Annotated in this window: 19 protein-coding genes; 6 read left to right on the top strand and 13 right to left on the bottom strand. The window is 68.7% G+C overall.

Translation table 11 applies throughout. From position 1 onward, the window contains the following. Positions 1-83: 83 nt before the first annotated feature. On the top strand, positions 84-1,592 hold the full coding sequence (locus tag ACY34H_RS03200) for a nucleobase:cation symporter-2 family protein (protein WP_464976036.1): 1,509 nt from the start codon (positions 84-86) through the stop codon (positions 1,590-1,592). Positions 1,593-1,686: 94 nt separating this feature from the next. Here the strand turns inward: ACY34H_RS03200 and ACY34H_RS03195 are convergent, their stop codons facing one another. The 4 genes from ACY34H_RS03195 to ACY34H_RS03180 form a co-directional block, all read right to left on the bottom strand. Next, the gene (locus ACY34H_RS03195) at positions 1,687-2,727 is read right to left on the bottom strand and encodes a porin (protein ID WP_464976035.1); all 1,041 of its coding nucleotides are present in this window, start codon (positions 2,725-2,727) and stop codon (positions 1,687-1,689) included. A 99-nt stretch (positions 2,728-2,826) separates the two neighbouring features. Beyond that, a complete protein-coding gene (locus ACY34H_RS03190) occupies positions 2,827-4,149 on the bottom strand; it encodes an MFS transporter (protein ID WP_464976034.1) in 1,323 nt (440 codons plus the stop codon). 94 nt (positions 4,150-4,243) lie between these two features. Then, positions 4,244-5,266 carry a transketolase family protein gene (locus ACY34H_RS03185; RefSeq protein WP_464976033.1) on the bottom strand — a complete coding sequence of 341 codons (1,023 nt, stop codon included), beginning with the start codon at positions 5,264-5,266 and terminating at the stop codon, positions 4,244-4,246. Then, entirely contained in the window at positions 5,263-6,153 is an 891-nt protein-coding gene (locus ACY34H_RS03180; protein ID WP_464976032.1) for a transketolase, read from the bottom strand. Before ACY34H_RS03180 ends, ACY34H_RS03185 begins: the two co-directional genes overlap by 4 nt. A gap of 93 nt (positions 6,154-6,246) precedes the next feature. Here ACY34H_RS03180 and ACY34H_RS03175 point away from each other — a divergent pair, with 93 nt between their 5' ends. After that, positions 6,247-7,188, top strand: a complete 942-nt coding sequence (locus tag ACY34H_RS03175) for a LysR substrate-binding domain-containing protein (protein ID WP_464976031.1) — start codon at positions 6,247-6,249, stop codon at positions 7,186-7,188. Positions 7,189-7,192: 4 nt separating this feature from the next. On the opposite strand, the gene ACY34H_RS03170 is transcribed toward ACY34H_RS03175, so the two are convergent. After that, positions 7,193-7,942 (bottom strand): SDR family NAD(P)-dependent oxidoreductase, encoded by a 750-nt coding sequence (locus ACY34H_RS03170; protein ID WP_464976030.1) that lies wholly within the window; start codon positions 7,940-7,942, stop codon positions 7,193-7,195. Between the two features lie 31 nt (positions 7,943-7,973). Here ACY34H_RS03170 and ACY34H_RS03165 point away from each other — a divergent pair, with 31 nt between their 5' ends. After that, the gene (locus tag ACY34H_RS03165) at positions 7,974-8,657 is read left to right on the top strand and encodes a cation efflux transmembrane domain-containing protein (protein ID WP_464976076.1); all 684 of its coding nucleotides are present in this window, start codon (positions 7,974-7,976) and stop codon (positions 8,655-8,657) included. 32 nt (positions 8,658-8,689) lie between these two features. On the opposite strand, the gene ACY34H_RS03160 is transcribed toward ACY34H_RS03165, so the two are convergent. Together ACY34H_RS03160 and ACY34H_RS03155 are read right to left on the bottom strand one after the other, a co-directional pair. Continuing rightward, a complete protein-coding gene (locus ACY34H_RS03160; RefSeq protein WP_464976029.1) occupies positions 8,690-10,309 on the bottom strand; it encodes a family 43 glycosylhydrolase in 1,620 nt (539 codons plus the stop codon). A 103-nt stretch (positions 10,310-10,412) separates the two neighbouring features. Next, positions 10,413-11,441, bottom strand: a complete 1,029-nt coding sequence (locus ACY34H_RS03155; protein ID WP_464976028.1) for a family 43 glycosylhydrolase — start codon at positions 11,439-11,441, stop codon at positions 10,413-10,415. Positions 11,442-11,579: 138 nt separating this feature from the next. Between ACY34H_RS03155 and ACY34H_RS03150 the strand changes: the two genes are divergently transcribed. Next, positions 11,580-12,053: a YciI family protein gene (locus ACY34H_RS03150; RefSeq protein ID WP_464976027.1), complete on the top strand. Its 474-nt coding sequence runs from the start codon at positions 11,580-11,582 to the stop codon at positions 12,051-12,053. 14 nt (positions 12,054-12,067) lie between these two features. Next, complete coding sequence (locus tag ACY34H_RS03145; protein ID WP_464976026.1) at positions 12,068-12,241, top strand: hypothetical protein; 174 nt, start codon at positions 12,068-12,070, stop codon at positions 12,239-12,241. A 33-nt stretch (positions 12,242-12,274) separates the two neighbouring features. Here ACY34H_RS03145 and ACY34H_RS03140 read toward each other — a convergent pair whose 3' ends face one another. The 6 genes from ACY34H_RS03140 to ACY34H_RS03115 all read right to left on the bottom strand — a co-directional run bounded on the left by ACY34H_RS03140 (position 12,275) and on the right by ACY34H_RS03115 (position 20,108). After that, positions 12,275-14,719, bottom strand: coding sequence for a TonB-dependent siderophore receptor (locus ACY34H_RS03140; protein ID WP_464976025.1), 2,445 nt, complete (start codon positions 14,717-14,719; stop codon positions 12,275-12,277). A 59-nt stretch (positions 14,720-14,778) separates the two neighbouring features. Then, the gene (locus ACY34H_RS03135) at positions 14,779-15,270 is read right to left on the bottom strand and encodes a Fur family transcriptional regulator (protein ID WP_464976024.1); all 492 of its coding nucleotides are present in this window, start codon (positions 15,268-15,270) and stop codon (positions 14,779-14,781) included. Between the two features lie 22 nt (positions 15,271-15,292). After that, positions 15,293-17,254, bottom strand: a complete 1,962-nt coding sequence (locus ACY34H_RS03130) for a MacB family efflux pump subunit (RefSeq protein ID WP_464976023.1) — start codon at positions 17,252-17,254, stop codon at positions 15,293-15,295. 56 nt (positions 17,255-17,310) lie between these two features. Continuing rightward, the gene (locus ACY34H_RS03125) at positions 17,311-18,471 is read right to left on the bottom strand and encodes an efflux RND transporter periplasmic adaptor subunit (RefSeq protein ID WP_464976022.1); all 1,161 of its coding nucleotides are present in this window, start codon (positions 18,469-18,471) and stop codon (positions 17,311-17,313) included. A 93-nt stretch (positions 18,472-18,564) separates the two neighbouring features. Next, positions 18,565-19,599, bottom strand: a complete 1,035-nt coding sequence (locus ACY34H_RS03120) for a FecR family protein (protein ID WP_464976021.1) — start codon at positions 19,597-19,599, stop codon at positions 18,565-18,567. Next, positions 19,599-20,108, bottom strand: a complete 510-nt coding sequence (locus tag ACY34H_RS03115; protein ID WP_464976020.1) for a sigma-70 family RNA polymerase sigma factor — start codon at positions 20,106-20,108, stop codon at positions 19,599-19,601. Before ACY34H_RS03115 ends, ACY34H_RS03120 begins: the two co-directional genes overlap by 1 nt. Positions 20,109-20,257: 149 nt before the next feature. Between ACY34H_RS03115 and ACY34H_RS03110 the strand changes: the two genes are divergently transcribed. Beyond that, positions 20,258-22,654 carry a glycoside hydrolase family 2 protein gene (locus ACY34H_RS03110; protein ID WP_464976019.1) on the top strand — a complete coding sequence of 799 codons (2,397 nt, stop codon included), beginning with the start codon at positions 20,258-20,260 and terminating at the stop codon, positions 22,652-22,654. Positions 22,655-22,863 lie beyond the last annotated feature (209 nt).

The following is a 22,863-nucleotide window of genomic DNA, read 5'->3' as shown; positions in this document are numbered from 1 at the left end:
AGTCGGCAAGTGTCATAACGTGCCGGGTCCGGCCGATCAGCAGCATGCATTCTGAAGTTTCATATAACAACCAGGAGACAAGCATGAAGCAACAACAGTTGGACCCGGCCCGGGCATCCGCGCCGGCGGCGGATCCCGTCGACGAGCGCCTGCCCCTGGGGCGCCTCGGCGCCCTCGGCCTGCAGCACGTGCTGGTGATGTATGCCGGGGCCATCGCCGTGCCGCTGATCGTCGGCCGCGCGCTGCAGCTGTCGCCCGAACAGGTGACGATGCTGATCTCGGCGGACCTGTTCTGCTGCGGCCTGGTGACCCTGATCCAGTCGCTCGGCATGACGAAGTACTTCGGCATCCGGCTGCCGGTGATGATGGGTGTGACGTTCGCCGCCGTCGGCCCGATGGTGGCGATCGCCAACGGCGTGCCGGGCGTCGACGGCGCCCGCGCCATCTTCGGCGCCGGCATCGGTGCCGGTGCGCTGGCCCTTCTGCTGGCGCCGGCCATGAGCCGGATGCTGCGCTTCTTCCCGCCCGTCGTCACCGGCACCATCATCCTCGTTATCGGCATCACGCTGATGCGCGTGGGAGTGGGGTGGGCGATGGGCGGTCCCGAATCGGCCGCCCGCGCGGTCGACGTCCCGACCCTGGTGACGATGGTCGACCAGCTGAAGGCGGAAGCGGCTGCCTCCGCCGCGCCGCTGGCGGACAAGCTGCCGGGCCCGATCCCGACGCTGGCCAATCCGAACTACGGCGCGCTGGACAACCTGGCGATCGCTACCTTCGTGCTGCTGTTCATCGTGTTCACGGTGCGCTATGCCAAGGGCTTCCTGTGCAATATCTCCGTCCTGCTCGGCATCGTGGCCGGCTGCGCCGTGGCGTATTCGATGGGCAAGATGAATTTCGACAAAGTCGGCAGGGCCACGTGGTTCGAACTCGTCACGCCGTTCGCCTTCGGCATGCCCACCTTCGACATCGTGATGATCCTCACGCTGACGGTGGTGATGATCGTGGTGATGATCGAATCGGCCGGCATGTTCCTGGCACTGTCCGAAATGACGGGCTCGAAGGTCGACCAGAAAAAGCTTGCCGCGGGCCTGCGCACCGATGGCCTGGGCACGCTGATCGGCGGCATCTTCAATACCTTCCCGCACACCAGCTTCTCGCAGAACGTGGGGCTGGTGGCGGTGACGGGCGTGAAGAGCCGCTGGGTCTGCGTGGCCGGCGGCGTGATCATGATCGTGCTGGGCATGCTGCCGAAGCTGGCCGCGCTGGTCGAGGCGATTCCCCAGTTCGTGCTGGGCGGCGCCGGCCTCGTGATGTTCGGCATGGTGGCGGCGGCGGGCATCCGCATCCTGAACCGCGTCGACTTCCGTACCAACCGCTTCAACCTGTACATCGTGGCGCTGTCGATCGGCTTCGGCCTGATCCCGCTGGTGGCGCCGCACTGGGCGCAGCACATGGCGCACAGCCTGCATCCGCTGCTGGAATCGGGCATCCTGCTGACGGCGGTGGCGGCCGTGGTGCTGAACCTGTTCTTCAACGGGGCCGGCATAAAGGAAGTTGAGGGGCAGGAAGAGGGGCACCTGTCCCACGCCTGATGTCCCACGCCTGATGTCCCACGCCCGATGTCCCACCCCTGATCCGGGAGCACCCGGCGCCAGCGGCACTGCCGGGCCACGCACAGCGGGTACTTCAGAACCTGTGCTGGATCCCCGCCAGCACGCTTTTCTGCCGGCTGCCGAATCCGGCCTCGTCCCGCGCGAGGCCGACCAGCTGCCCGTGTTTCGCCTTCGCGTACGCGGCGGTGACATACAGGTCGGTGCGGCGCGACAGCTCATAGCGCACCCGGCCGACGACCATCACCGGGTCCGCCTCGACCGCCCCGTGCCGCACATCCTGGTAGTACACCACGCCGGCCAGTGTCACCACCGGCGTCACCGACACGTTCGTTCCCGCCCAATACAAGCGAGCCCGCAGCTCCGGCATGCCCGCCGCTTCCTGCCGGTAGTCGCGCATTGCCGCCTGCAGCTTCACCTTGCCGGCCGAGACCATCGCGCCGAGGTGCCATGCCGTGGTATCGCCGCGTGTGCCGGTCGCGGCATCGCGCACGCCGTTGATCCGCTCGTACGCGGCCATCGCCGACCATGGCCCGCTCGCGTAGTTGACGGCCACCGCGCCTTTCGCGCCGTCGCCGGCCGATGACCGTTCCCCGGCGCCATAGCTGGCACCGTAGCTCCAGTTGCCGGCCCTGCCGTGGTACTTGACCAGGTTGTCGAACGCGAACGCCATGCCGTACTTGCTGGCGCCGCTGGCGTTGCCGGCCGGCGCCCACGAGTACTGTGGCGCGTAGCCCATCGGATCGTAGGGCAGCACGAAGTCGTAGACGGTGGTGAATGCGCGGCCCAGCAGCAGCGTGCCCCAGCGGCCTTCCAGGCCCACGGTGGCCTGGCGCTTGAACAGCGGCGTGTCGGCCACGCCGGTATCGGCGGCGATGCCCATCTCGAGCTGGAACAGCGCCTTCAGGCCGCCGCCCAGGTCCTCGCTGCCGGTGAAGCCGAGGCGCGAGGTGTTCATGCCGCCGGAATTGACGCGTACCGTGTTGCCGCCATTGGCGGCGGCATCGGAAATGACGCCGACGTTCATGTCGACCAGGCCGTACACATTGACATTCGATTGGGCCGCGGCGGTGCCGCAGGCGAGGGCGCAGGCGCCCCAGGCGAGCTTGCGTTGCATGGTGTCTCCGGGTTTTTATGGACGTGCCGGTCCCTGGCCGGGCCGGCATCGTGGATGAAACAGGAAGGGAGAACTTGCCGGGTAATGCCCGGCAAGCGGTCAGCGGTCGACGGCGTGCTTCGGCAGCAGGACGATCAGGCAGGCGCCGAGCAGCAGCATGCCGGAGGTGAGCATCAGGCCGGCGCCCTGCTTGCCGGTGAAGTCGTTGAGCCAGCCTACCAGCGACGGCGAGAAGAAGCCGGCCAGGTTGGCGATGCAGTTGATAGTGGCGATCCCGGCGGCCGCCGCCATGCCGCCCAGGAAGGCGGTCGGCAGCGCCCAGAACTGCGATGTGCCGCACAGCGCGCCCGCCGCGGCCACGCTGAGCAGGGCCAGCGCCGTGCCGATCCCGTCGGTGAATGGCAGGGCGAACAGGGCCGCGGCGGCCGCCAGCATCGGCACCCCGCAGTGCAGCCGGCGGGCCCGGGTGCGGTCCGAGTTCCGGCCGACCAGCGGCAGGCAGACCAGCGCCACGCCATACGGGATCGCGGCCAGCATGCCGACTTCCCACAGCCCGCTCGCGCCGGCGTTGCGCACGATCGTCGGCAGCCAGAACGTCAGCCCGTACTGTCCCATGACGATGCAGAAGTAGATGCCGGTCAGCAGCCAAAGGCGCCGGTCGGCCAGGAACTCGCGGATGGTCTGGTGCGCCACCTTGCCGTCGTTTTCCGCGGCGATATTGCGCTGCAGGACGGCCTTTTCCTCCGGCGACAGCCACTTCGCCGCGGCGATGCTGTCGTCGAGGTAGAACAGGATCGTGACGCCGAGGATCAGCGACGGAATCGCTTCCAGCGCGAACAGCCACTGCCAGCCGCGCAGGCCGTGCACGCCGGCAAACGCTTCCATGATCCAGCCCGACAGCGGCGCGCCGACGATGGAGGCCAGCGGGATCGCCATGAAGAACAGCCCCATGACCTTGGCGCGCCGTGCCGACGGGAACCAGTAGGTGATGTACAGGATGACCCCGGGCGCAAAACCCGCCTCGGCCACGCCGAGCAGGAAGCGCAGCACGTAGAACATCGTCGGCGAACTGACAAAGGCAAAGCTGGCGGAAATCATGGCCCAGGTGATCATGATGCGCGCCAGCCAGCGGCGCGCGCCGAAGCGGTGCAGGATCATGTTGCTCGGCACTTCGAACAGGAAGTAGCCGATGAAGAAGACGCCGGCGCCCAGGCCGTAGACGGTATCGCTCCACTGCAGGTCGGACAGCATCTGCAGCTTGGCGAAGCCGACGTTGACGCGGTCCAGGTAGGCGCCCAGGTAGCACAGCATCAGGAACGGCACGAGCCGGCGCGTGACTTTCGCGTAGGCCCGGGTTTCGACGTCGGCGACGCCGGAGTGATAGGCGGCACCTGCCGCGGGTGTGACGATCGGTGTTTTCATGCGTGTCTCCAGATTGTTCTGTCATCGCGCGGAGGTCTTGCCGCCTCCTTGCGCATGCGGGGCATTGCTGCCCGGTGCCCTCGGCCGTGCGCGCTCAGCGCAGCCAGGAGCGGATGCTGGCCACCATCGCTTCCGTCGAGATGCCGTAGCGGTCGTGCAGCGTGGGCAGCGCGCCGGCATCGAGGAAGGCATCCGGCAGGGCAATCTGCCGGAACGCCGGCGCCACGCCGGCGCGCAGCAGCGTGCCCGCCACCGCCTCGCCCAGGCCGCCCACCACCGAGTGGTTCTCGGCCACCACCACCAGGCGCCCGCCGCGCGACGCTTCGCGCACGATCGTTTCGATGTCGAGCGGCTTGATGGTCGGCACGTGCAGTACCGCGACGCCGACATTATCGTCCTTCAGCGCCTGCGCCGCCTCCAGTGCGCGCATCGTCATGATGCCGCTGGAGATCACCAGCACCTCGCGCCCGTCGCGCAGCAGCTTGGCCTTGCCCAGTTCGAACTTGTAGTCGTACTCGTCCAGCACCAGCGGCACCTTCCCGCGCAGCAGCCGCATGTAGACCGGTCCCTGGTGCTCGGCAATGGCGACCGTTGCCTGCTCGGTATCGAGCGCATCGCAGGGATCGACGATCGTCAGTCCCGGCACGCCGCGGAAGATGGCGATATCCTCGGTGGCCTGGTGGCTGGGGCCGTAGCCGGTGGTCAGCCCGGGCAGCGCGCAGGCGATCTTGACATTGAGGTTTTCCTCGGCGATCACCTGGTGGATGAAATCGTACGCCCGGCGCGACGCGAACACCGCATAGGTGGTGACGAACGGCGTAAAGCCTTCCTTGGCCATGCCGCCGGCGGCACCCATCAGCAGCTGCTCGGCCATGCCCATCTGGAAGAACCGTTCAGGGTACTCTTTGGCGAACAGGTGCAGGTCCGTGTATTTCGCCAGGTCGGCGCTCATGCCGACGATGTCGGGCCGGCGCGCGGCCAGTGCCACCAGCGCGTTGCCGAACGGCGCGGCGACGGTGCGCTGGCCCTCGCTGGCAATGGAGGCGATCATCGCCGACGTGGTCAGGCGTGGTTTGCCGGGTGGCTTGCTGATTGGCTTGCTGATTGGGGCATTCATTGCTGGTCTCCTGCCTGGTTCTGTTTCTGATCGAGGATGGCGATGGCCTGCTGCCATTCGTCGGCTTCGACACGGATGAAATGGTTCTTGTCGCGCTGTTCCAGGAAGGGCACGCCGGAACCCATCAGCGTATCGAACAGGATCACGCGGGGCTGCGGGTCCGGATGGTTGCGCGCCGCATCGAAGGCGGCCAGCACGGCGGCCATGTCGTTGCCGCTGGCGCGCTGCACGTGCCAGCCGAACGCTTCCCACTTCTGCGCCAGCGGTTCGAAGCCGAGGATCTTGCTGGACGGCCCGTCGGCCTGCTGGTTGTTGATGTCCACCAGCGTGATCAGGTTGCCCAGCCCGAAGTGCGCGGCGGACAGTGCCGCTTCCCACGTCGAGCCCTCGTCGAGCTCCCCGTCCGACATCGAGTTGTAGACGAAGGCGGGGTTGTTCTTCTGGCGCAGGCCCAGCGCCATGCCGACCGCGATCGTCAGGCCCTGGCCCAGCGAGCCGCCCGAGATCTCCATGCCTGGTGTGTAGGTGGCCATGCCGGACATCGGCAGCCGGCTGTCGTCGCTGCCATAGGTTTCCAGCTCGGCTTCCGGCAGGATGCCGGCCTCCAGCAGGGCGGCATACAGCGCAATCGCGTAATGGCCGTGCGACAGCAGGAATCGGTCGCGGCCTTCCCATTCCGGCTCATCGGCACGATAATGCAGCGCATGGCGGTAGGCCACGGCGAGGATGTCGGCCATGCCGAGCGCCTGGCCCACATAGCCCTGGCCCTGCACTTCGCCCATCCGCAGCGCGAAACGGCGGATGCGGTAGGCGGCGCTGTTCAGGGCGCGCAGCCGGCCGGCGGTGTCCTGGCCTGCCCGGTCGATGTCTGGTGAATCGAGTTTCATTGCTGTGTCTCCGGTTGCGAATCATTGGTCTTGTCACGAAACCAGTGTAAGAATTGAAAGACCCACCGTATAGCGAGTAATTCTTGGCGATAGATGAAACCAGTTCAGCGATACCGCGCCCTGCGCAAGGCATCCCTCAAGGGCTTGCAGGCTTTCGAGGCCGCCTACATGCACCGTTCCTTCGCCGCCGCGGCGCAGGAACTGTCGATCACGGCTTCGGCCGTCAGCCATTCGATCCAGACCCTGGAGGAAGCGCTCGGCACGCTGCTGTTCGAGCGGGCCCGGCGCGGCGTCGAGCCCACGGAAGAGGGCGCCCGGCTGTATGAAGTGATCCGCCGCTCGTTCGGCGACATCGACGACGAACTGCGCACGATCCTCGACCGCGGCAGCAAGCAGCAGGTGGTGACGATCCAGTGCGCGCCCAGCTTCGCGGCGATCTGGGTGATGCCGCAGCTGCCGGCGTTCCTGCGCGCCCATCCGGAGATCGACGTACGGCTGTGGGCCGTGCACCAGCCGCCCGACTTTTCCAGCAGCGGCGTCGACGTGGCCGTGCTGTACGGCCGGCCCACCGCCTCGGCCGGCGTGCACGTGGAGCCGGTGTCGCGGCACGAGCGCTATTTGCCCGTCTGCAGCCCGGCGCTGGTCGATGGCTGGACGCTGCCGCTGCCGCCGGGCGATATCGAGAACTTCTATCTGATCCAGAACGATGTGTCGCTGACCTCGTGGGACGAGTGGATCGCGCGCTTCGCGCCCGAATGCCGCCACCCCGTGCGCGGGCTGCGGCTGGACCGCGCGTTCATGACGCTGGGTGCGGCCGAGAATGGCCTGGGCATGTGCATCGAGAGCACGGTGCTGGTGCAGGATTACCTGAAGGAGGGGCGCCTGGTGTGCCCGTTCGGCGAACTGGCCATCGAGGCCACCGGGCACTATATCGCCGTGCCGAAGAGCCGCGAGAGCCTGCAGGCGGTGCGCACGGTGGCGGACTGGATACGGGGATTCGTCACCGATGGCGGCGCGGCCGCCACCGGAGCGTGAAGGATCAGTGGATCAGCATGCCGCCGTTGACGTCCAGCGTCACGCCGGTGCAGTAGGCCGACAGGTCGCTGGCCAGGAAGACGACGGCACCGGCGATGTCGTCGGCCCTGCCCAGCCGGGCCAGCGGGATGTCCGTGGCGATCTCGCCCTTGCGTTCCTCCGTCAGCTTGCCCTTGATGATATCGGTGGCGATGAGCCCGGGCGTGATGGCGTTGACGCGGATGCCGTCCGGCCCGAATTCGCGCGCCATCGCCCGCATCAGGCCGAGCACGCCGGCCTTGGCTGCCGAGTAGTGGGGGCCGCCGAGGATGCCGCCGCCGCGCTGCGCCGAGACCGACGAGGTGCAGACGATGCTGCCCTGTTTCTGCGCCTGCATGGCCGGCAGCACGGCCTGTGCCATCAGCAGCGTGCCGCGCAGGCTCACGTCGAGCACGGCGTCGTAGTCGGCGGCCGATATGTCCAGCGTCTTGCGCGGCTGCGTGATGCCGGCGTTGGCGAACAGGATGTCGATGCGGCCAAAGCGTTCCAGCGCGGCCTGCGCGGCCGCTTCGCACTGTTCCCTGTTCGTCACGTCGGCCACCACGCCGAGGTGCCGCGGCCCCAGTTCGGCCGCCGCGCCGGCCGGATTGGCGCCGGCCAGGTCGAGGATCACCACGCTTGCGCCATGGGCGGCCAGCATGCGCGCCGTCGCAAAACCCAGTCCGTTGATGCCGGCGCCGCCGGTCACGATTGCCACGCGATCTTTCAGTAACATTTGAGTCTCCGGTTGTTCATGTCGTGCCGCCATCGTCGCCGACGGCAGGGATCACGACAAACGAGGAAATCTCAGCGCAGGGCGAATTGGATTCAGCGCTGGCGTAACAGGGGACGGCTGGCGGAATGCGGCGTCAGGCTCCGTCCCGCCACGCCGGTTCTTCGGCGGCATCAGGTCCGGATCCGTCTCCCTGCTTGCAGACGCGGTGGATTTCTTCGGCGACGCGGCAAACTACGGCGTTTCATTGTTCGTGCTGGGCCTGGCGCCGGCATGGCGTTCGCGCACCGCCCTGGTGAAGGGTGCGACGATGGGCGGATACGGCGTGTTCGTCCTGCTGGCGGCAGGCTGGAATATCGTGAACGGGACCGTCCCGGCCGCAGCGGCGATGGGAACGATCGGCGCCCTGGCGCTGGCCGCGAATCTCTTCGTGGCCCTGTTGCTGTACGCGTACCGGAATGGCGACGCCGACATGCGCTCCGTGTGGCTGTGTTCCCGCAACGATGCCATCGGCAATGCGGCGGTGATGCTGGCCGCCCTGGGCGTGTTTGGCACAGGGTCGGGCTGGCCGGATATCGTCGTCGCATGCGTGATGGGAGTGCTCGGCATTACCGCGTCACGAACCGTGATGAGGCATGCGCGCGCCGAGATGCGCGGCAAGGCTTCGCCGTCGCTCGCGCAGGCGGCTGCCCATGGGATCGAGTTGAAACGCCGTTGATGGCTGCTCCTGCCCGAAACACGCTTCGCAGCTTACTCCCCCGGCAGCGGCACCTGGTAACGGAAATCGCGGAACCGCGCCTCGCCGGTGCCCGATACGAACAGGCCCGGTTTCAGCGCCATGAAGCCGCCGCGCACATTGTGGTGGTAGCCGGACACTTCGAATGAACGCTCGAAACGCCGCCAGTTCGTGCCGTCGGTGGACACGTGCACACGCACGATGTGCTCCTTGTTACGGACGCGGATGAACATGCGCCGGCCGTACGGGTTCGGATAGCGGCTGTGCTCGATGCCATACTTGTGACCGATGAAGCGGCTGGCGTCGAAGCTCACGCCGCAGTACAGTTTCTGGTCGTAGAACAGCAGCAGGCCGGCACGAGCGCCGGGATCCACCTCGATCTCGCACTGGAACTCATAGTCGGTGTCGCCGGCGGTCAGCAACAGTGGGGATGAGTCGGACGGTGCGGTGCCGCGCGCCGCCATGTGCAGCACGCCATTCTTGCGGCTCAGGCGCCTTGCCTCGTCAGCGGCGGGATTGAAGAAAGCCCAGGCCGTTCCGTACTTGTCGGTGGCGAAGTCGTCCGACAATGCCAGCCCGTGCGGGCCTGCCGTGCCGCCTTTCGGTGTCGGCAGGGCGCGCGACAAGTCTCCGCCACCGAATTCCAGCCAGCCGTCGGCGGTCCAGCGCACGGGCGCCAGCAAGGCCTGGCGGCCCAGCGTCCAGAAGCCGTTCTCGTAGCCGTGATAGACAGACCACCAGTCGCCAGCCGGTCCCTCCACCAGGGTGGCATGCCCGCGCGACCACCATTTCTCGTCTTTCGATGCTGTCCGTACCAGCGGATTGCGGGGATGGTGCTGCCATGGGCCATGGATGGACTTCGAGCGGGCCGCGATCACCATGTGGCCGGTTTGCGGCCCGGCGGTGCCGCCGATGGCAAGGATCATGTAGAACCAGCCGCCGTGCCGGGTGATCTTCGGTCCCTCGGGCGAGAAGCCTTCGCTGTCCCACTCGTCCGGGAAGCGCCAGGGATCGTAGATATGCTCCGGCTTGCCCATCGTGCTCAAGCCGTCGGCGGCCAGTCGTACCCGGTCACCGTTCGACAGGAACAGCCAGCGCGAGCCATCCTCCCCTACGGCGTGGCCGGGGTCGATATGGTCGGGCAGGTTCAGGTCGACCGGGTCCGACCACGGCCCCTCGATCCGGTCGGCCCAGATCACCCAGGAGGTATTGCGGGAGCCCGGCGCGGCTGTTTTGCGGGTAGGGATGTAAAGGTAGAAGCGCCCGTCGTGCTTGCAGAGTTCAGGTGCCCACACCGAGCCGATGTTGCGGGTCAGCGCGGGTGCCAGCGGTGTCCAGTTGACGAGATCCCGGCTGTGCCAGATCAGCAAACCCGGGTAGGCGTCGAATGTCGAGCAGGTCAGATAGTAATCCTTGCCGTCCTTCAGGATCGATGGATCGGGATGGTCACCCGCCAGGATCGGGTTGAGGAACGTGCCGTTGCCCAGGTCCGCCTTGCGTTGGCGTTCGGCGCCGGTCGCCGGCGCGATCGCTTGCGGCGCGGCGCATGGCGCCGTGGCGGCGCGCGCCGCCGCCACCGGGACGGCCAGTGCGCCGATGCCGAGCGATTTCAACAGGGTCCGTCGATTGTGCATGCATCCTCCGTGTCGCTAGTGCGCCATGATAGAGGATCGGTGCCGCGGCGTTGGCGAGCGCGACTAGAAACTCAACGATGTGATCGGCGAGCGGCGGCCGCCTCTACCGCGTCACCAGCGGCACCTGCCGGATGCTCCCATCGGCCCCGTACTCCAGCGGTGCGATGGCGATCGAGCGCCGGTGGCTGCCGCCGCCCGGCAGCAGCTGGTCATGGTAGAACAGCCAGCTCTTGCCGGCGTGCGCGAGGATGGCCTGGTGGTTCGTCGAGATCTTCAGGTAGTCGAGCACCACGCCCCGGTAGGTGAACGGGCCGAGCGGCGAAGTCCCGGTGGCGTAGACGATCTGGCCGGGCCAGCCGGTCGAGAAAGTGAAGTAGTAGGTGCCGTCACGCTCATGCAGGAAGGGCGCTTCGCCATAGGCCTTCCTGCCCGTCCTGTTCGCCTTGTCGGCTTTCTCGGTCTTGCCCAGCGGAGGCAGCCCGGCGATCGCCACGTCCAGGATCGGGCCGTCCAGCGTGATCATGTCGGCCTTCAGCTTCACCACTTTCGGCACGCGGGTGCCGAAGTACAGGTAGGCCTGGCCATCCTTGTCGACGAACACGGCCGGGTCGATCGGCTCGTCGCCGGCGTTGGCGTCGCGCGCCTTGTCGACCAGCGGCGTGGTGCGGGCATCGGCGAAGCCGCCGTCCGGCCGGTCCGATACCGCCACGCCGATCCTGTCGCCGCCCACCGGTGCGTAGAAGTAGAACTTTCCGTTGCGCTGCGCCGCTTCCGGCGCCCATGCCTTGGCATCGGGCCGCGCCCATTTGAACACCTTGACGTCGAGCGGGATGCCGGCATCGGTCCACGTGTTCATGTCCGGCGAGGTGTACAGGCGCCACGTCGTCGAATCCCAGTACTTGCCGGAATTGCTGGCGTCGTCGGTGGCGTACAGGTAGAACTTGCCGCCGGCCGGCGTGTCGAAGTAGTGGGGCGACGGATCGGCGTTGAAGCGCTGCGCGATCGGCTGGCCGGCATGGGGATGAGCATCGGCATCGGCATTGGCATGCGCATTGGCATTGTCATTGCCGGCGGCGGCAGGGAGGGCAAGCGCCAGCAGCAGGGCGGGCAGGCAGGACGTCGGACGGTGCATCGGGTCTCCAGGGAAGGGCGCGGTTCGGATGCGCGATGGTACTGCGATAGTACTGCGATGGCACCGTGGCGCCCACCGCGCGTTGCGCTGATTTTATGCTTGTGTCAACATGCTGATTATTACCCGGGGAGGTCTGCGATGTCGAGACTGCATAGCCTGATTCCGCTGCCGCTGGTCGCGGCGGCCCTGCTGCACCTGCCCGCGCACGCGCAGGACGCGCCCGCGGCGGCCCCGGCATACGACGCCGCGCTGGCGCAGTCGCTCGGCGCCAGCGAGCAGGGCATGCGTCCCTACGTGCTGGTGCTGCTGAAGACCGGCCCGAAGCCGGTGCCGAAAGGGGCTGGGCGGGACACGATGTTCGCCGGCCACTTCGCCAACATGGAGCGGCTGGCAAAGGAGAAAAAACTCGTCGTGGCAGGACCGCTGGACGGTGTCGACGACCTGCGCGGCATGTTCGTGTTCGCCACCGCGAGCATCGATGAAGCCAGGGCGCTGGTCGCCACCGACCCCGTCATCGTCCAGGGAGAGATGGTGGCCGAGTACCACAAGTTCTTTTCGACGGCTGCGCTGCTGGCCGTCAACGATATCCACCACCGCATCGTCAAGAAATAACGGAGACCCCGCAAGTGAGTAAAACCATCTTCCTCATCGCCCTCGCGCTTGGCCTGGCCGGCTGCAAGTACCTGCCGCACGATACGGAACGGTCCTGCGACAAGCACGTGGACTGGAACGATCGCAAGGCCTGCAAGGACAAGATCGCCACCGAGTCGAAGGAATGGGAGAAGCGCAACGCGAAGTGAGGGGGCGAGGCTTCACGCTGCGCCGGTGCCAGGTCAGCGGAACCGGTAGGCCAGCGACACCATCACGTTGGCCGGGTCGCCGTAGAAGCCGCCGCTGGCCGACGAGTAGTAGCGCTTGTCGAACACGTTGTTGACATTGACGGTGGCCGTGGTGTTCGCATCGAGGCGCCAGCGCGCCATCAGGCTCACCAGCGTGTAGGCCGGCTGGTCGAAGCGCTCGCCGTTCGGCCCGGCGTTGTCCTGGTACACGTCGCTCTGCCAGTTGACGCCGCCGCCAACCGTCCAGTCGCGCCAGTCGTAGGTCGACCACAGCTTGACGTTGTTGCGCGGCTGGCCCGTCTGCAGGCGCCGGCCGGCGGGGTCTTCCACCTTCGCGTGGGAGTAGCCGGCGGTCATCTGCCAGCCCGGCCGCAGCTGGCCGTTCAGTTCCAGCTCCACGCCGCGTGCGGTGGCGCCGTTGACCGTGTGATAGGCATTGCTGCCGTCGGGCAGCAGGAACTCGTCGCTATCGAGCTCGGCGAGATTGTCCTGGCGCATGCGGAACACGGCCGCCGTGGCGTTCAGCAGGCCGCCGTAGAACGATCCCTTCAGGCCGACTTCGCCGTTGTTGCCTTCCAGCGGATCGAGCAGCCGGTTATTGCGGTCGCGGTAGGTCTGCGGCGAGAAAATGCTGGTGTAGCTGGCGTAGGCGGACCAGTGCCGGTCCAGTTCCCACGTCACGCCGGCATAGGGCACCACCTGGCCGCTCTTGTCGAAATGATCGGACAGCGTGCCGCCGCCGAACGTCACTTCCTCGGTATCGCGCTTCCAGTCGACCACGCGCGCGCCGGCAATCACCTGCAGCCGGTCCATCGGCCGCAGGCGCAGCGTGCCGTAGGCGGCGGTCTGGCGTTCCTGTTCCATGATCGTGCCGGTCTCCGTGCCGTCGTAGACGGGCGTCGGCGAATTGCCGTTCCACGTGTAGAAATTCGGGACCGTGCCATCGTAGCCGGGCAGGATCCATGCGGGATACAGCGTGCCCTTCAGGCGCACGCGCGACGTGGTGGCGCCGAACACGGCTTCATGGCGCCGGCCGAACAGCGTGAACGGGCCGCTGGCGTAGGCGTCCGCCGTGAGGTTGACGGGCATCGAGTTCCAGCGCGTGATCCACAGCGACAGCCCGCCGCCCGTCAGGCGGTCGAGGTAGCCGCGCATCGCGTAGGCCTGTACGGCGTCGTACTGGTTGGCCTGGCGGCTCAGGGTCAGCTTGCTCGTCCATTCGTTGCCGAACTCGTGCTGCAGGCTCGCGAAGACGTCGCTCTGCCTGCGGTCGTAGTACGAGAACGCGGCGGCGCTGTTGGTGGAGCGGGGCAGCTCGGTGCGGCTGCCGTCGGCGTAGAACGACGGGAAGCGGCGGCTGGCGCCATCGAGCTTGTCGTCCTGCCACGAGAAGCCCGCCGTCAGCAGCGTGGCCGGGCCCAGGTCGGCCTCGACGATGCCGTACAACAGGTTCTTGCCCTGCGAGAAACGGTCGACGAACGATTTCTGCTCCTGGCGTGCCGCCACCACCCGCCCGCGCAGGCCGTTGGCCAGCGTGCCGCTGGCATCGAGCTCGGCGCGGTACCGGTCCCACGATCCGGCCTGCGCCTCGGCCACGATGCGCGTATCGGCAGTGGGCCGCTTGCGCACCATGTTGACGGCGGCAGCCGGGTTGCCGGTGCCGCTGACCAGGCCCGAGGCGCCGCGCAGCACCTCGATGCGTTCGTAGATGGCGGTATCGAAATCGGTCGGTTCGAGCAGCCGGCTGGCCGGCACGCCATCGACCAGGAAGGTGTCGACCGCGAAACCGCGCGCGTAGATCTGGTCGCCCTCGCGGGTGGTGGAGGCATGGTCCAGCGTGATGCCGGTGGTCTGGCTGATGACGTCCTGCACGGTGACGAGGCGCTGGTCCTCGATGCGCTGGCGGCCGATGATGCTGACCGATTGCGGCGTCTCGCGCAGGCTCAGGTTAAGCCGCGTGGCGCCGCGCGAGCGGCTGGCGCTGCGCGGATCGTCCGGGTTGTCGCCATCGAATTCGCCGATCACCTCGACCTGCTGCATCGTCGCGGCGGCCGGCGGCACCGGTGCGGCCGCGGGCGCCGGCGCCGCGGGTGCGGGCGCGGACGCGGCAGGCGGCGCGGCCTTCGCCAGCGCCAGTGTGCCGTCGGCGCGCTGGACCACGGCCAGGCCGCTGCCGGCCAGCAGGCGATCGAGCGCCGCGCGCGGCGTCATCGCGCCGTCCAGCGCCGGGCTGGTCATGCCCTGCACCAGGGCGGGATCGAACGACAGCGGCAGGCCGGCATTCAGCGCCACGGTGGACAGCGCGCGGCCCAGCGGGCCGGCCGGCACGTGGAACGCCTGCGCGCCGTCGGCGGCGCAAACAAGGGGAGCGTGGGCCAGGGCGGCGCACGCCAGCAGCAGCGCGGGCAAGGCGCGTTGCGGCAGGTGGAGGGGAGGCATCGACAACTTCCTTTCAGTGACGGGTTTTATCCACCTGCCAGCCGGCACGCGAAAAAGTATCAGTTTTCCGTGCCGCCGCCGCACGGTGGGGCCGGCGTGCGGTCCGCATCGGCCGCCACGCAGCCGCATTGCTCCAGGCGGAGCACCAGTGGCGAATGCGCCAGGGCCATGCCGCCGGCGGCGGCGGCCTGCGCGAGCTGGCGGTGCAGGCCGGCGTCCGGCAGGTGCACCGCCCGGCCGCAGGCCATGCAGACCAGTTCCACGCCGTGCCGCGCGTCGCAGGCGCGGCGCAGCCGGTAGCTGGCCTTGCGGCTGCCGCACGGTTCCTCGTGCCAGTCGCGCTGGACCAGCCGGCCGTCGGCCAGGTCGCGCAGCGCGCGGTAGACGGTGCCGAGCGCCAGGCCGCCGCCCTCGCTGCCGAGGTGGCGGAACACGTCGTCCGCGTGCAGCGGCGCGGGGCTGCGCTCCAGCAATTCCAGCACGGCGATCCGCGCCGTGGTGGGGCGCATGCGGGCATTGAGCAGTTCCGCAAACAGCAGTTTTTCCGGCACGGCAGTCTCCATTGAATGATGGTCATTGCGGGTTCAGGGCTTGCACCGGGTCGAGCCCGGCGGCGGTGCGGGCCGGCATGTAGCCGAACACCAGGCCGGTGGCCAGCGCGCAGGCGAACGAGCCGGCCGCCGCGGCGGCGGACAGCACCACCGGCACGCCGCTCCACTGCAGCACCAGCGCGATCGCCAGGCCGAGCGCCACGCCGGCCGCGCCGCCCGTCATCGACAGCAGCATGGCCTCGGTGACGAACTGGCGCAGGATATCGCGGCGGCGCGCGCCGGTGGCCATGCGGATGCCGATCTCGCGGGTGCGCTCGCGCACCGTCATCAGCATCACGTTCATCACGCCGATGCCGCCAACCACCAGCGAGATCGCGGCGATCAGGCCAAGCATCATCGTCATCGTGTCGCTGGTCTTCGCCTCGGCGGCGATCGACGCGGCGGCATTGCCGATGCTGAAGTCCCGGATGCCGTGGCGCTCCAGCATCAGTGCCTCGACCGCGGCCTGGGTCTGTTCGACGCGGGCCACGTCGCGCACCGCCATCACGGTGTACGTGGGTTCGCGCTGGCCGAACACCTTCAGGCCGGCGGTGGAGAAGGGCATGATCAAGAGGTTGTCCTCGTCGCGGTCGCCGGTCAGCGCGCCCTTTTCGGACATCACGCCGATCACCTGCAGCGGCAGCTTGCCGATCAGGACGATCTCGCCGACGGGATCGGCGACGTCCGGCATCAGCTCGCGCGCCAGCTTGTGGCCGAGGATGGCGACGTTGGCCAGCTCGGCGTCGTCCTGCGCCGTGAAGAAGCCGCCGCGCGCCACCGGCCAGGTCTGGATCGCCGGCAGCGCCGCGCCGCTGCCGCGCACATAGGTGCTGACGTCGCGGTTGCCATGGCGGACCACCTGGTTGCCGGTGACGTTGGGCAGCACGTGTACCACGTTCGGCACGCCGGCCACCGCTTCCAGGTCGGCCAGCGTGATGCTGCGGCCGGGAATGCGCGAGCTGGCGCCGATCGACGACATGTACATCAGGTTCGAGCCGAATGCGCCCAACTGGGCCACCACGCGCTGGCGCGCGCCCATGCCGACGGCCAGCATGGCGATCACCGATGCCACGCCGATCACGATGCCGAGCAGGGTCAGCGCGGTGCGGAAGCGGTTCACCCACATCATGCGCCACGCGGCGCGGGCCGCCTGGCGGGCGTCTTCCCACCATGGGGCCGCGGGTGCCGGAACAAGGCCGGGCGGATGCGCCGCGGGCGGGGCAGGCGAGCCGCCCGCGCGCTGCGCGCCGCCGCTGCACGCGGCAGCCGTATCGGCCACGATTTCGCCGTCGCGGATCTCGATCACCCGCCGCGCCTGGCGGGCGACCCCGGCATCGTGCGTGATCAGGATGACGGTGTGCCCGGCGTCGGCCAGTTCGTGCAGCAGCCGGATCACTTCGGCGCCGCTGGCCGAGTCGAGCGCGCCGGTCGGTTCGTCGGCCAGCACGATGCGCCCGCCGTTCATCAGCGCACGCGCGATCGACACGCGCTGCTGCTGGCCGCCGGACAGCTGGCCCGGCCGGTGATCCAGCCGCTGGCCCATGCCCAGCCGCTCCAGCAGCGCGGCGGCGCGGGCCTGCCGCTGCGGCTCGGGCGTGCCGGCATACAGCGCCGGCAGTTCGACGTTCTCGCGCGCCGAATCCGTGGGGATCAGGTGATAGCCCTGGAACACGAAACCGAAGGCCTCGCGCCGCAGCCAGGCCAGGCTGTCGCTGTCCATCGCGGCCACGTCGGCGCCGTCGAAGCGGTAGCTGCCCTCGCTGGGCCGGTCCAGGCAGCCGATCAGGTTCATCAGGGTCGACTTGCCGGAACCGGACTGGCCGACGATGGCGACGAATTCACCGGCGTGGATATCCAGCGATATGCCGCGCAGCACCTCGGTGGCGGGCGCGCCGCCGTTGCCGCCGTAGCGCTTGCGGATATCGCGCAGCGCAATCAGGGGCACGGTCGGATCAGTGGCCGAAGCTGCAGCCGGGTCCACCTCCGAACTCTCGGCAGAATTCACAGCCGGACCCCCGCCGCATCGTCCGCCGCGTCGGTGACCAGCCGCTCGCCCTCGGCCAGGCCGCGCAGCACCTCGGCCTGCAGCCGGTTGCGGACGCCGATTTTTACGTCGCGCTCGGCGATCCGGCCGTCCGCGGCCAGCACGCGCGCCGTGAAGCGGCCCGGCTTGCCGTCGACGGCGGACAGCGCGGGCAGCGGCACCGCCAGCGCATTGCGGGCCGAAGCGGTGACGAACGATACCTGTGCCGTCATCTGCGGCATCAGGGCGCCGTCGGGATTGCCGACGTCGAACAAGGCGGTGTACAGCACCACCTTGGCGCTGGATGGCGCCAGGGCGGTGCCCTCCGGGCGCGCGCCGCCGGCCGGCGCCGGCAGCAGCTGCCGCACGGTGCCGTGCCAGCGCCGGCCGTCGCCGCCCAGCGTGCTGAAATACACCGGCATGCCGGGTTTCACGCGCCGTACGTCGGCTTCCGAGACTTCGGTCCAGACGGTCATGCTGGACAGATCGGCGATGCGCAGGATGTTCGGCGTCTGGTAGGTGGCGTTCAGCGTCTGGCCTTCGCGGGCGTCCACCGAGACCACCGTGCCGCTCATCGGCGCGTAGATGCGCGTGTAGCCCAGCCGCGCCACGTCGGCGGTCAGCGTGGCCTGGGTCTGCGCGATCTGCGCCTCCAGGTCGGCGATCCGGGCCGCGGCCACGGCCAGCGATGCCTCGGCCGTCTGCACGTCCTCGCCGCGCGCGGCATTGGCCTCCGCCAGCAGGCGCTGGCGTTCGTGCTGCTGCCCGGCGAGCCGGCCCTGCGCCTTGCGTTCGGCCAGTTGCGCATTCAGGCCGGCCAGCGCGGCGCGGCCGGCATCGACGGTGGCCTTCTGCACGCTGGGGTCGATTTCGACCAGCAACGCTCCCTTTTCCACGCTGGCGCCGGGTTCGACATGGATGCGCAGCACCTGGCCGGACACCTGCGCGCCGATGTCGACGAAGCTGCGCGGCTGCAGCGTGCCGACCGCCATCACGGTGGCTTCGATGTCGGCGCGCGCGACGGGCTGGGTGGCCGGCGGCGGCGCCGGTTCGTACTGGCTCCAGGCACCGGCAGCGATGGCGAGCACCAGCGCGGCGGCGATGGCGGGACGGGAAAGACGGGAAAAGCGGGATGTCATGGTGCGACCTCGTGCAAGCGGCGTGCCGACGGGTGCGCCAGGGGTGAACGGTGAAGGTGTTTTACTTCCTGCCACCCCGGATCGGAAAAAGTATCAGGAACGATCGGGCTCGCGTGCCGCCAGCGTGATCCAGTAGCCGTTCCAGCGCCGGCGCACGTCGAGCCGGTGGGTCTGCGCCAGCATCGCCAGCGTGCGCTCGGTATCGGCGATCGGGAACACGCCGGACACGGTCAATGCCGCCACGCCGGGTTCCACGCGGACGATGCCGCGCCGGTAGCGGGCCAGCTCGGCGGCCAGCGCGTCGAGCCGCATCGCGTCGGCCAGCAGCATGCCGCGCAGCCATGCGGCGCCGGCCGGATCGACCGGGGTGGCCGGGGCGGCGGCTTGGGCCGTGAACCGGCTCTGCTGGCCCGCATCGAGCCGCAGCGGCGCGCCGGCTTCCGGCTCGATACGCACGGCGCCTTCCTGCACGGCGACGTCGGTGCGGTCTTCGTGCCGGCGCACCGTGAAGCGCGTGCCAAGCGCCGTCATCCGCCCCTGTGCGGTGGCGACACGCAGCGGCCGGCGCCGCGCATCCTTGCCGCTGTCGACGTGGATCTCGCCGCGCCGCAGCACGAGCAGTCGTTCGGCGGCGTCGTAGCGCACGTCGATCGCGCTGTCGGTATTGAGCGTGACGCGGCTGCCGTCCGCCAGCGCCAGCGTGCGCCGCTCGCCGGGGGCGGTGGCATGGTCGGACGTCCATTGGCGCTCTTCGGCCAGCCGCCATGCGCCCCACGACAGCGGCGCCGCCGCGAGCACCGCGGCGACGCGCAGCACGGCGGCGCGCCGCCCCGTGCCGGGCCGGTCCAGCGCCTTGCGCGCCAGGTCGGGCGGCAGGCCGCCCAGCTTGCCCATCAGCCGCTCGGCGCGCTCCCAGGCGCGCGCATGCTCCGGATCTGCCGCGCGCCAGCGGGCGCAGGCCGCGTGGTCGGCGGCGCCGGCATCGGCATCGTACAGGCGCACCAGCCATTGGGCCGCCTGTTCCAGCGCGCGCGGCGAAATGGCCGTGCCCGACCGACCCGTGCTCGACGTACCCATGTTCGACGCACCCATGTTCGCCGCACCCGCGGGCTTCGCAGCGGTGCGCATCAATCCTCCAGCACCAGCAGGCAGCGCAGGAAGGCCTGTTTCATGTAGCGCTTGACGGTGGGCAGGGAGACCCCGAGCACCAGCGCGATGGCGTCGTATTTCATGCCGTCCAGCTGCGACAGGAAGAAGGCCTGGCGCACCCGCTCCGGCAGCGCGTCGAGCGCCGCGTCGATCGCATGCAGCGTTTCCAGCACCAGCATGCGCTGCTCCGGGCTCACGGCTTCCGGCTCCGGCAGTGCCGCGAGTGCGTCCAGCCAGGCCCTTTCCAGTGCCTGGCGGCGGTACCAGTTGACCATCAGGCCTTTCGCCACCGTGGTCAGGTAGGCGCGCGGCTCGCGCAGCGCATCGAGATCGCGCCGGCCGAGGATGCGCGCAAACGTGTCCTGCGCCAGGTCGGCGGCGTCGCTGGCGTTGCCCAGCTTCAGGCGCAGCCAGCCCTGCAGCCATCGGTGGTGCTCGTTGTACAGCAGCGCGACGGGTTCGCACCGTGCCGGCAGGGTCTCGGTCATGGGTTATACGGCCAGGTAAATAAGAATCATTCTCATTGATTGTACGGCTAAAATGTTCGATTGGCAACGACTGCCGGCGCCATGGCGGATGCATGCCGTACAATCACGGGCCAACACGGATCGGCCCCATCAACCACACTCCGAGACGAATGAAGCCATTTCGCACATTGAATTCCGCCCCGCGCCGCCTGGCCAGTACCACGCTGGCCACCGCGCTGGCCACCGCTTTGCTGTCCACCCTGGCGCTGGCCGCCACGGGTCTGGCCGGTCCTGCGCAGGCCGCCACCACCAGCCTGAATGAGGCCTGGCAGTTCCACCGCGCCGACGGCAGGCAGGCCGCCGGCGCCAGCGCCGACAAGGTGCCGGCCGGCGCCTGGAGCACCGTGGACCTGCCGCACGCGGCGCACATCGAGCCGCGCGTGCCCACGGCGCCCTGGCAGGGCACGGTGTTCTACAAGAAGACCTTCGACGCCGCGCTGCAGCCGGGCGAACGGGCGATCCTGCGCTTCGAGGCCGTGATGAACGTGGCCGACGTCTGGCTGAACGGCAAGCACCTGGGCCAGCACCTGGGCGGTTACCTGCCGTTCGCGTTCGACGTGACCGGTCTGCTGAAAGCCGGCGGCAAGAACGAAGTCGTGGTGCGCGCCAATAATGAAGATAACGCTATCACCGGCCCCAAGCCGCTGAAGGATCTCGATTACATCCAGCACGGCGGCATGTACCGCGGCGTCAGCCTGATCACCAAGCCGGCCGTGCACGTCACCGACGAGATGCTGGCGGCCACGCCGGCCGGCGGTGGCGTGTTCGTCACGTTCCCGCAGGCCGACAAGGCGCAGGCCACGGTGCAGGTGAAGACCGAAGTGGCCAATACGTCGAAGGCGGCGCGCACCGTCACCGTGCGCAACACGCTGGCATGGCAGGGCAGGGAGATCGCCCGCGCCGAGCAGAAAGTGACGCTGAAGGCTGGTGAACGCCGCCACGTGACGATGCCGCTGAAGGTCACGCAGCCGCAATTGTGGTCGCCGCAGGCACCGAACCTGCACATGCTGGAAACGGCCGTGGTGGGAGAGAGCGCCGGTGACAGCGTGCAGACCCGCATCGGCATCCGCCGCCTGGCGTTCGACAGGCAGCACAAGCTGGTGCTGAACGGCGAGCCGCTGCAGCTGCGCGGCGTGAACCGCCACCAGGAATACCCGCACGTCGGCTATGCGCTGTCGCCGCAGGCCGAGTACCGCGACGCGCTGCTGGTGAAGAAATACGGCTTCGACTACATCCGCCTGTCGCACTATCCGCAGTCGCCGGCCTTCATGGCCGCGGCCGACGAGCTGGGCCTGCTGGTGATTCCGGGTGTGCCGGGCTGGCAGTTCTTCAACCAGGATCCGGCCTTCGCCAGGCAGGTCGTCAAGACCTGCGAAGACATGATCCGACGCAACCGCAACCATGCCAGCGTGCTGGGCTGGGAATGCTCGCTGAACGAGACCGCCATGCCGGACGCCTTCGTCGACAGGCTGCACCAGACCGTGCACACCGAATACCCGGGCGACCAGGCGTTCTCGGTGGGCTGGCTGCCACGCTCCTACGACATCTACATGCAGGCGCGCCAGCACCGGATCGGCGACAAGCATCCGCTGCCGGACAAGCCGCTGATCGTGTCCGAGTACGGCGACTGGGAATACTATGCGATGAACGCGGGCTTCAACCAGGGCGCCTGGAGCGACCTGAAACCGGCCGACCGCTCCAGCCGCCAGTTGCTGTCGCAGGGAGAGAAGCACCTGCTGCAGCAGGCCGCCAACGTGGCCGAGGCGCATGACGACAATTTCACCACGCCGGCCTTTGCCGACGGCTACTGGGTGATGTTCGACTACGCGCGCGGCTACGCCCCCGACCTGGAAGCGTCGGGCGTGATGAGCATCGACCGCCTGCCGAAGTTCGCGGCGGAGTTCTTCCGCTCGCAGCGCAGCCCGGAGCAGGCAGCCCCGGGCAACGTGCCGAACTGGGGCGGCGGCCCGATGGTGTTCATCGCCAGCTACTGGACGCCTGAATCGTCGCCGCGCGTGCGCGTGTTCACGAATGCCGAGGAGGTCGAACTGCGCCTGAACGGCAAGACGGTGGCCCGGCAGAAGGCCGCGCCGTCGTCCACGCACCCGAAGCTGAAGCATCCGCCGGTGGAGTTCGATACCGGCGCCTTCCAGGCCGGCGAACTGGTGGCCGTGGCCTATACGGGCGGCAAGGCAGTGGCCGAGCACAAGGTGCGCACGCCGGGCGAGCCCGTGAAGCTGGAGGTGGCGCTGGACGACATGGGCGTGCCGCCGGCGGTGGGCGACCTGGTGTTCGCGCGCGCCCGGCTGGTCGACGCGAACGGTACCACCGTGCCGCAGTCCGGCCAGGCGGTGGCGTTTACGGCCGATCCCGGCTATGAAGTGATCCACAGCCCGCAGGCCACTACCGAGGCGGGCATTGCCAGCGTGCTGGTCAAGGTGCGCCAGCCGAACGGCACGCTGTCGGCGGCAGCCGGCAAGCTGCAGGGCGCGCTGGCGCCGAAGTAAGGCGCGATCGCCGGTGCCGGACACGCCCGTGTCCGGCACCGCATGGGTATCGACGGGCCTCCGGCTGAATCGTCGGCGCTGCGCTCCCGGCGCGTTTTTTTGCACATGCGTATCGTGCCGCGGATGGGCACTCGCCGGGGACTATACTTGCGCTCTGCGAGCTTGACACGAGCTCATCTACCAGAGTGGCCCCCATGAAGCAGCGCGCG

It is taken from the genome of Pseudoduganella sp. jia 9, from assembly GCF_055502615.1.
This window is presented reverse-complemented; position numbering and strand designations above follow the sequence as displayed.

What these genes read in the sequence shown, in the direction of transcription:
- ACY34H_RS03200 (WP_464976036.1), top strand. Translation starts at nt 84, where the DNA reads ATGAAGCAACAACAGTTGGACCCGGCCCGGGCATCCGCGCCGGCGGCG.
- ACY34H_RS03195 (WP_464976035.1), bottom strand. Translation starts at nt 2,727, where the DNA reads ATGCAACGCAAGCTCGCCTGGGGCGCCTGCGCCCTCGCCTGCGGCACC.
- ACY34H_RS03190 (WP_464976034.1), bottom strand. Translation starts at nt 4,149, where the DNA reads ATGAAAACACCGATCGTCACACCCGCGGCAGGTGCCGCCTATCACTCC.
- ACY34H_RS03185 (WP_464976033.1), bottom strand. Translation starts at nt 5,266, where the DNA reads ATGAATGCCCCAATCAGCAAGCCAATCAGCAAGCCACCCGGCAAACCA.
- ACY34H_RS03180 (WP_464976032.1), bottom strand. Translation starts at nt 6,153, where the DNA reads ATGAAACTCGATTCACCAGACATCGACCGGGCAGGCCAGGACACCGCC.
- ACY34H_RS03175 (WP_464976031.1), top strand. Translation starts at nt 6,247, where the DNA reads ATGAAACCAGTTCAGCGATACCGCGCCCTGCGCAAGGCATCCCTCAAG.
- ACY34H_RS03170 (WP_464976030.1), bottom strand. Translation starts at nt 7,942, where the DNA reads ATGTTACTGAAAGATCGCGTGGCAATCGTGACCGGCGGCGCCGGCATC.
- ACY34H_RS03160 (WP_464976029.1), bottom strand. Translation starts at nt 10,309, where the DNA reads ATGCACAATCGACGGACCCTGTTGAAATCGCTCGGCATCGGCGCACTG.
- ACY34H_RS03155 (WP_464976028.1), bottom strand. Translation starts at nt 11,441, where the DNA reads ATGCACCGTCCGACGTCCTGCCTGCCCGCCCTGCTGCTGGCGCTTGCC.
- ACY34H_RS03150 (WP_464976027.1), top strand. Translation starts at nt 11,580, where the DNA reads ATGTCGAGACTGCATAGCCTGATTCCGCTGCCGCTGGTCGCGGCGGCC.
- ACY34H_RS03140 (WP_464976025.1), bottom strand. Translation starts at nt 14,719, where the DNA reads ATGCCTCCCCTCCACCTGCCGCAACGCGCCTTGCCCGCGCTGCTGCTG.
- ACY34H_RS03125 (WP_464976022.1), bottom strand. Translation starts at nt 18,471, where the DNA reads ATGACATCCCGCTTTTCCCGTCTTTCCCGTCCCGCCATCGCCGCCGCG.
- ACY34H_RS03120 (WP_464976021.1), bottom strand. Translation starts at nt 19,599, where the DNA reads ATGCGCACCGCTGCGAAGCCCGCGGGTGCGGCGAACATGGGTGCGTCG.
- ACY34H_RS03115 (WP_464976020.1), bottom strand. Translation starts at nt 20,108, where the DNA reads ATGACCGAGACCCTGCCGGCACGGTGCGAACCCGTCGCGCTGCTGTAC.
- ACY34H_RS03110 (WP_464976019.1), top strand. Translation starts at nt 20,258, where the DNA reads ATGAAGCCATTTCGCACATTGAATTCCGCCCCGCGCCGCCTGGCCAGT.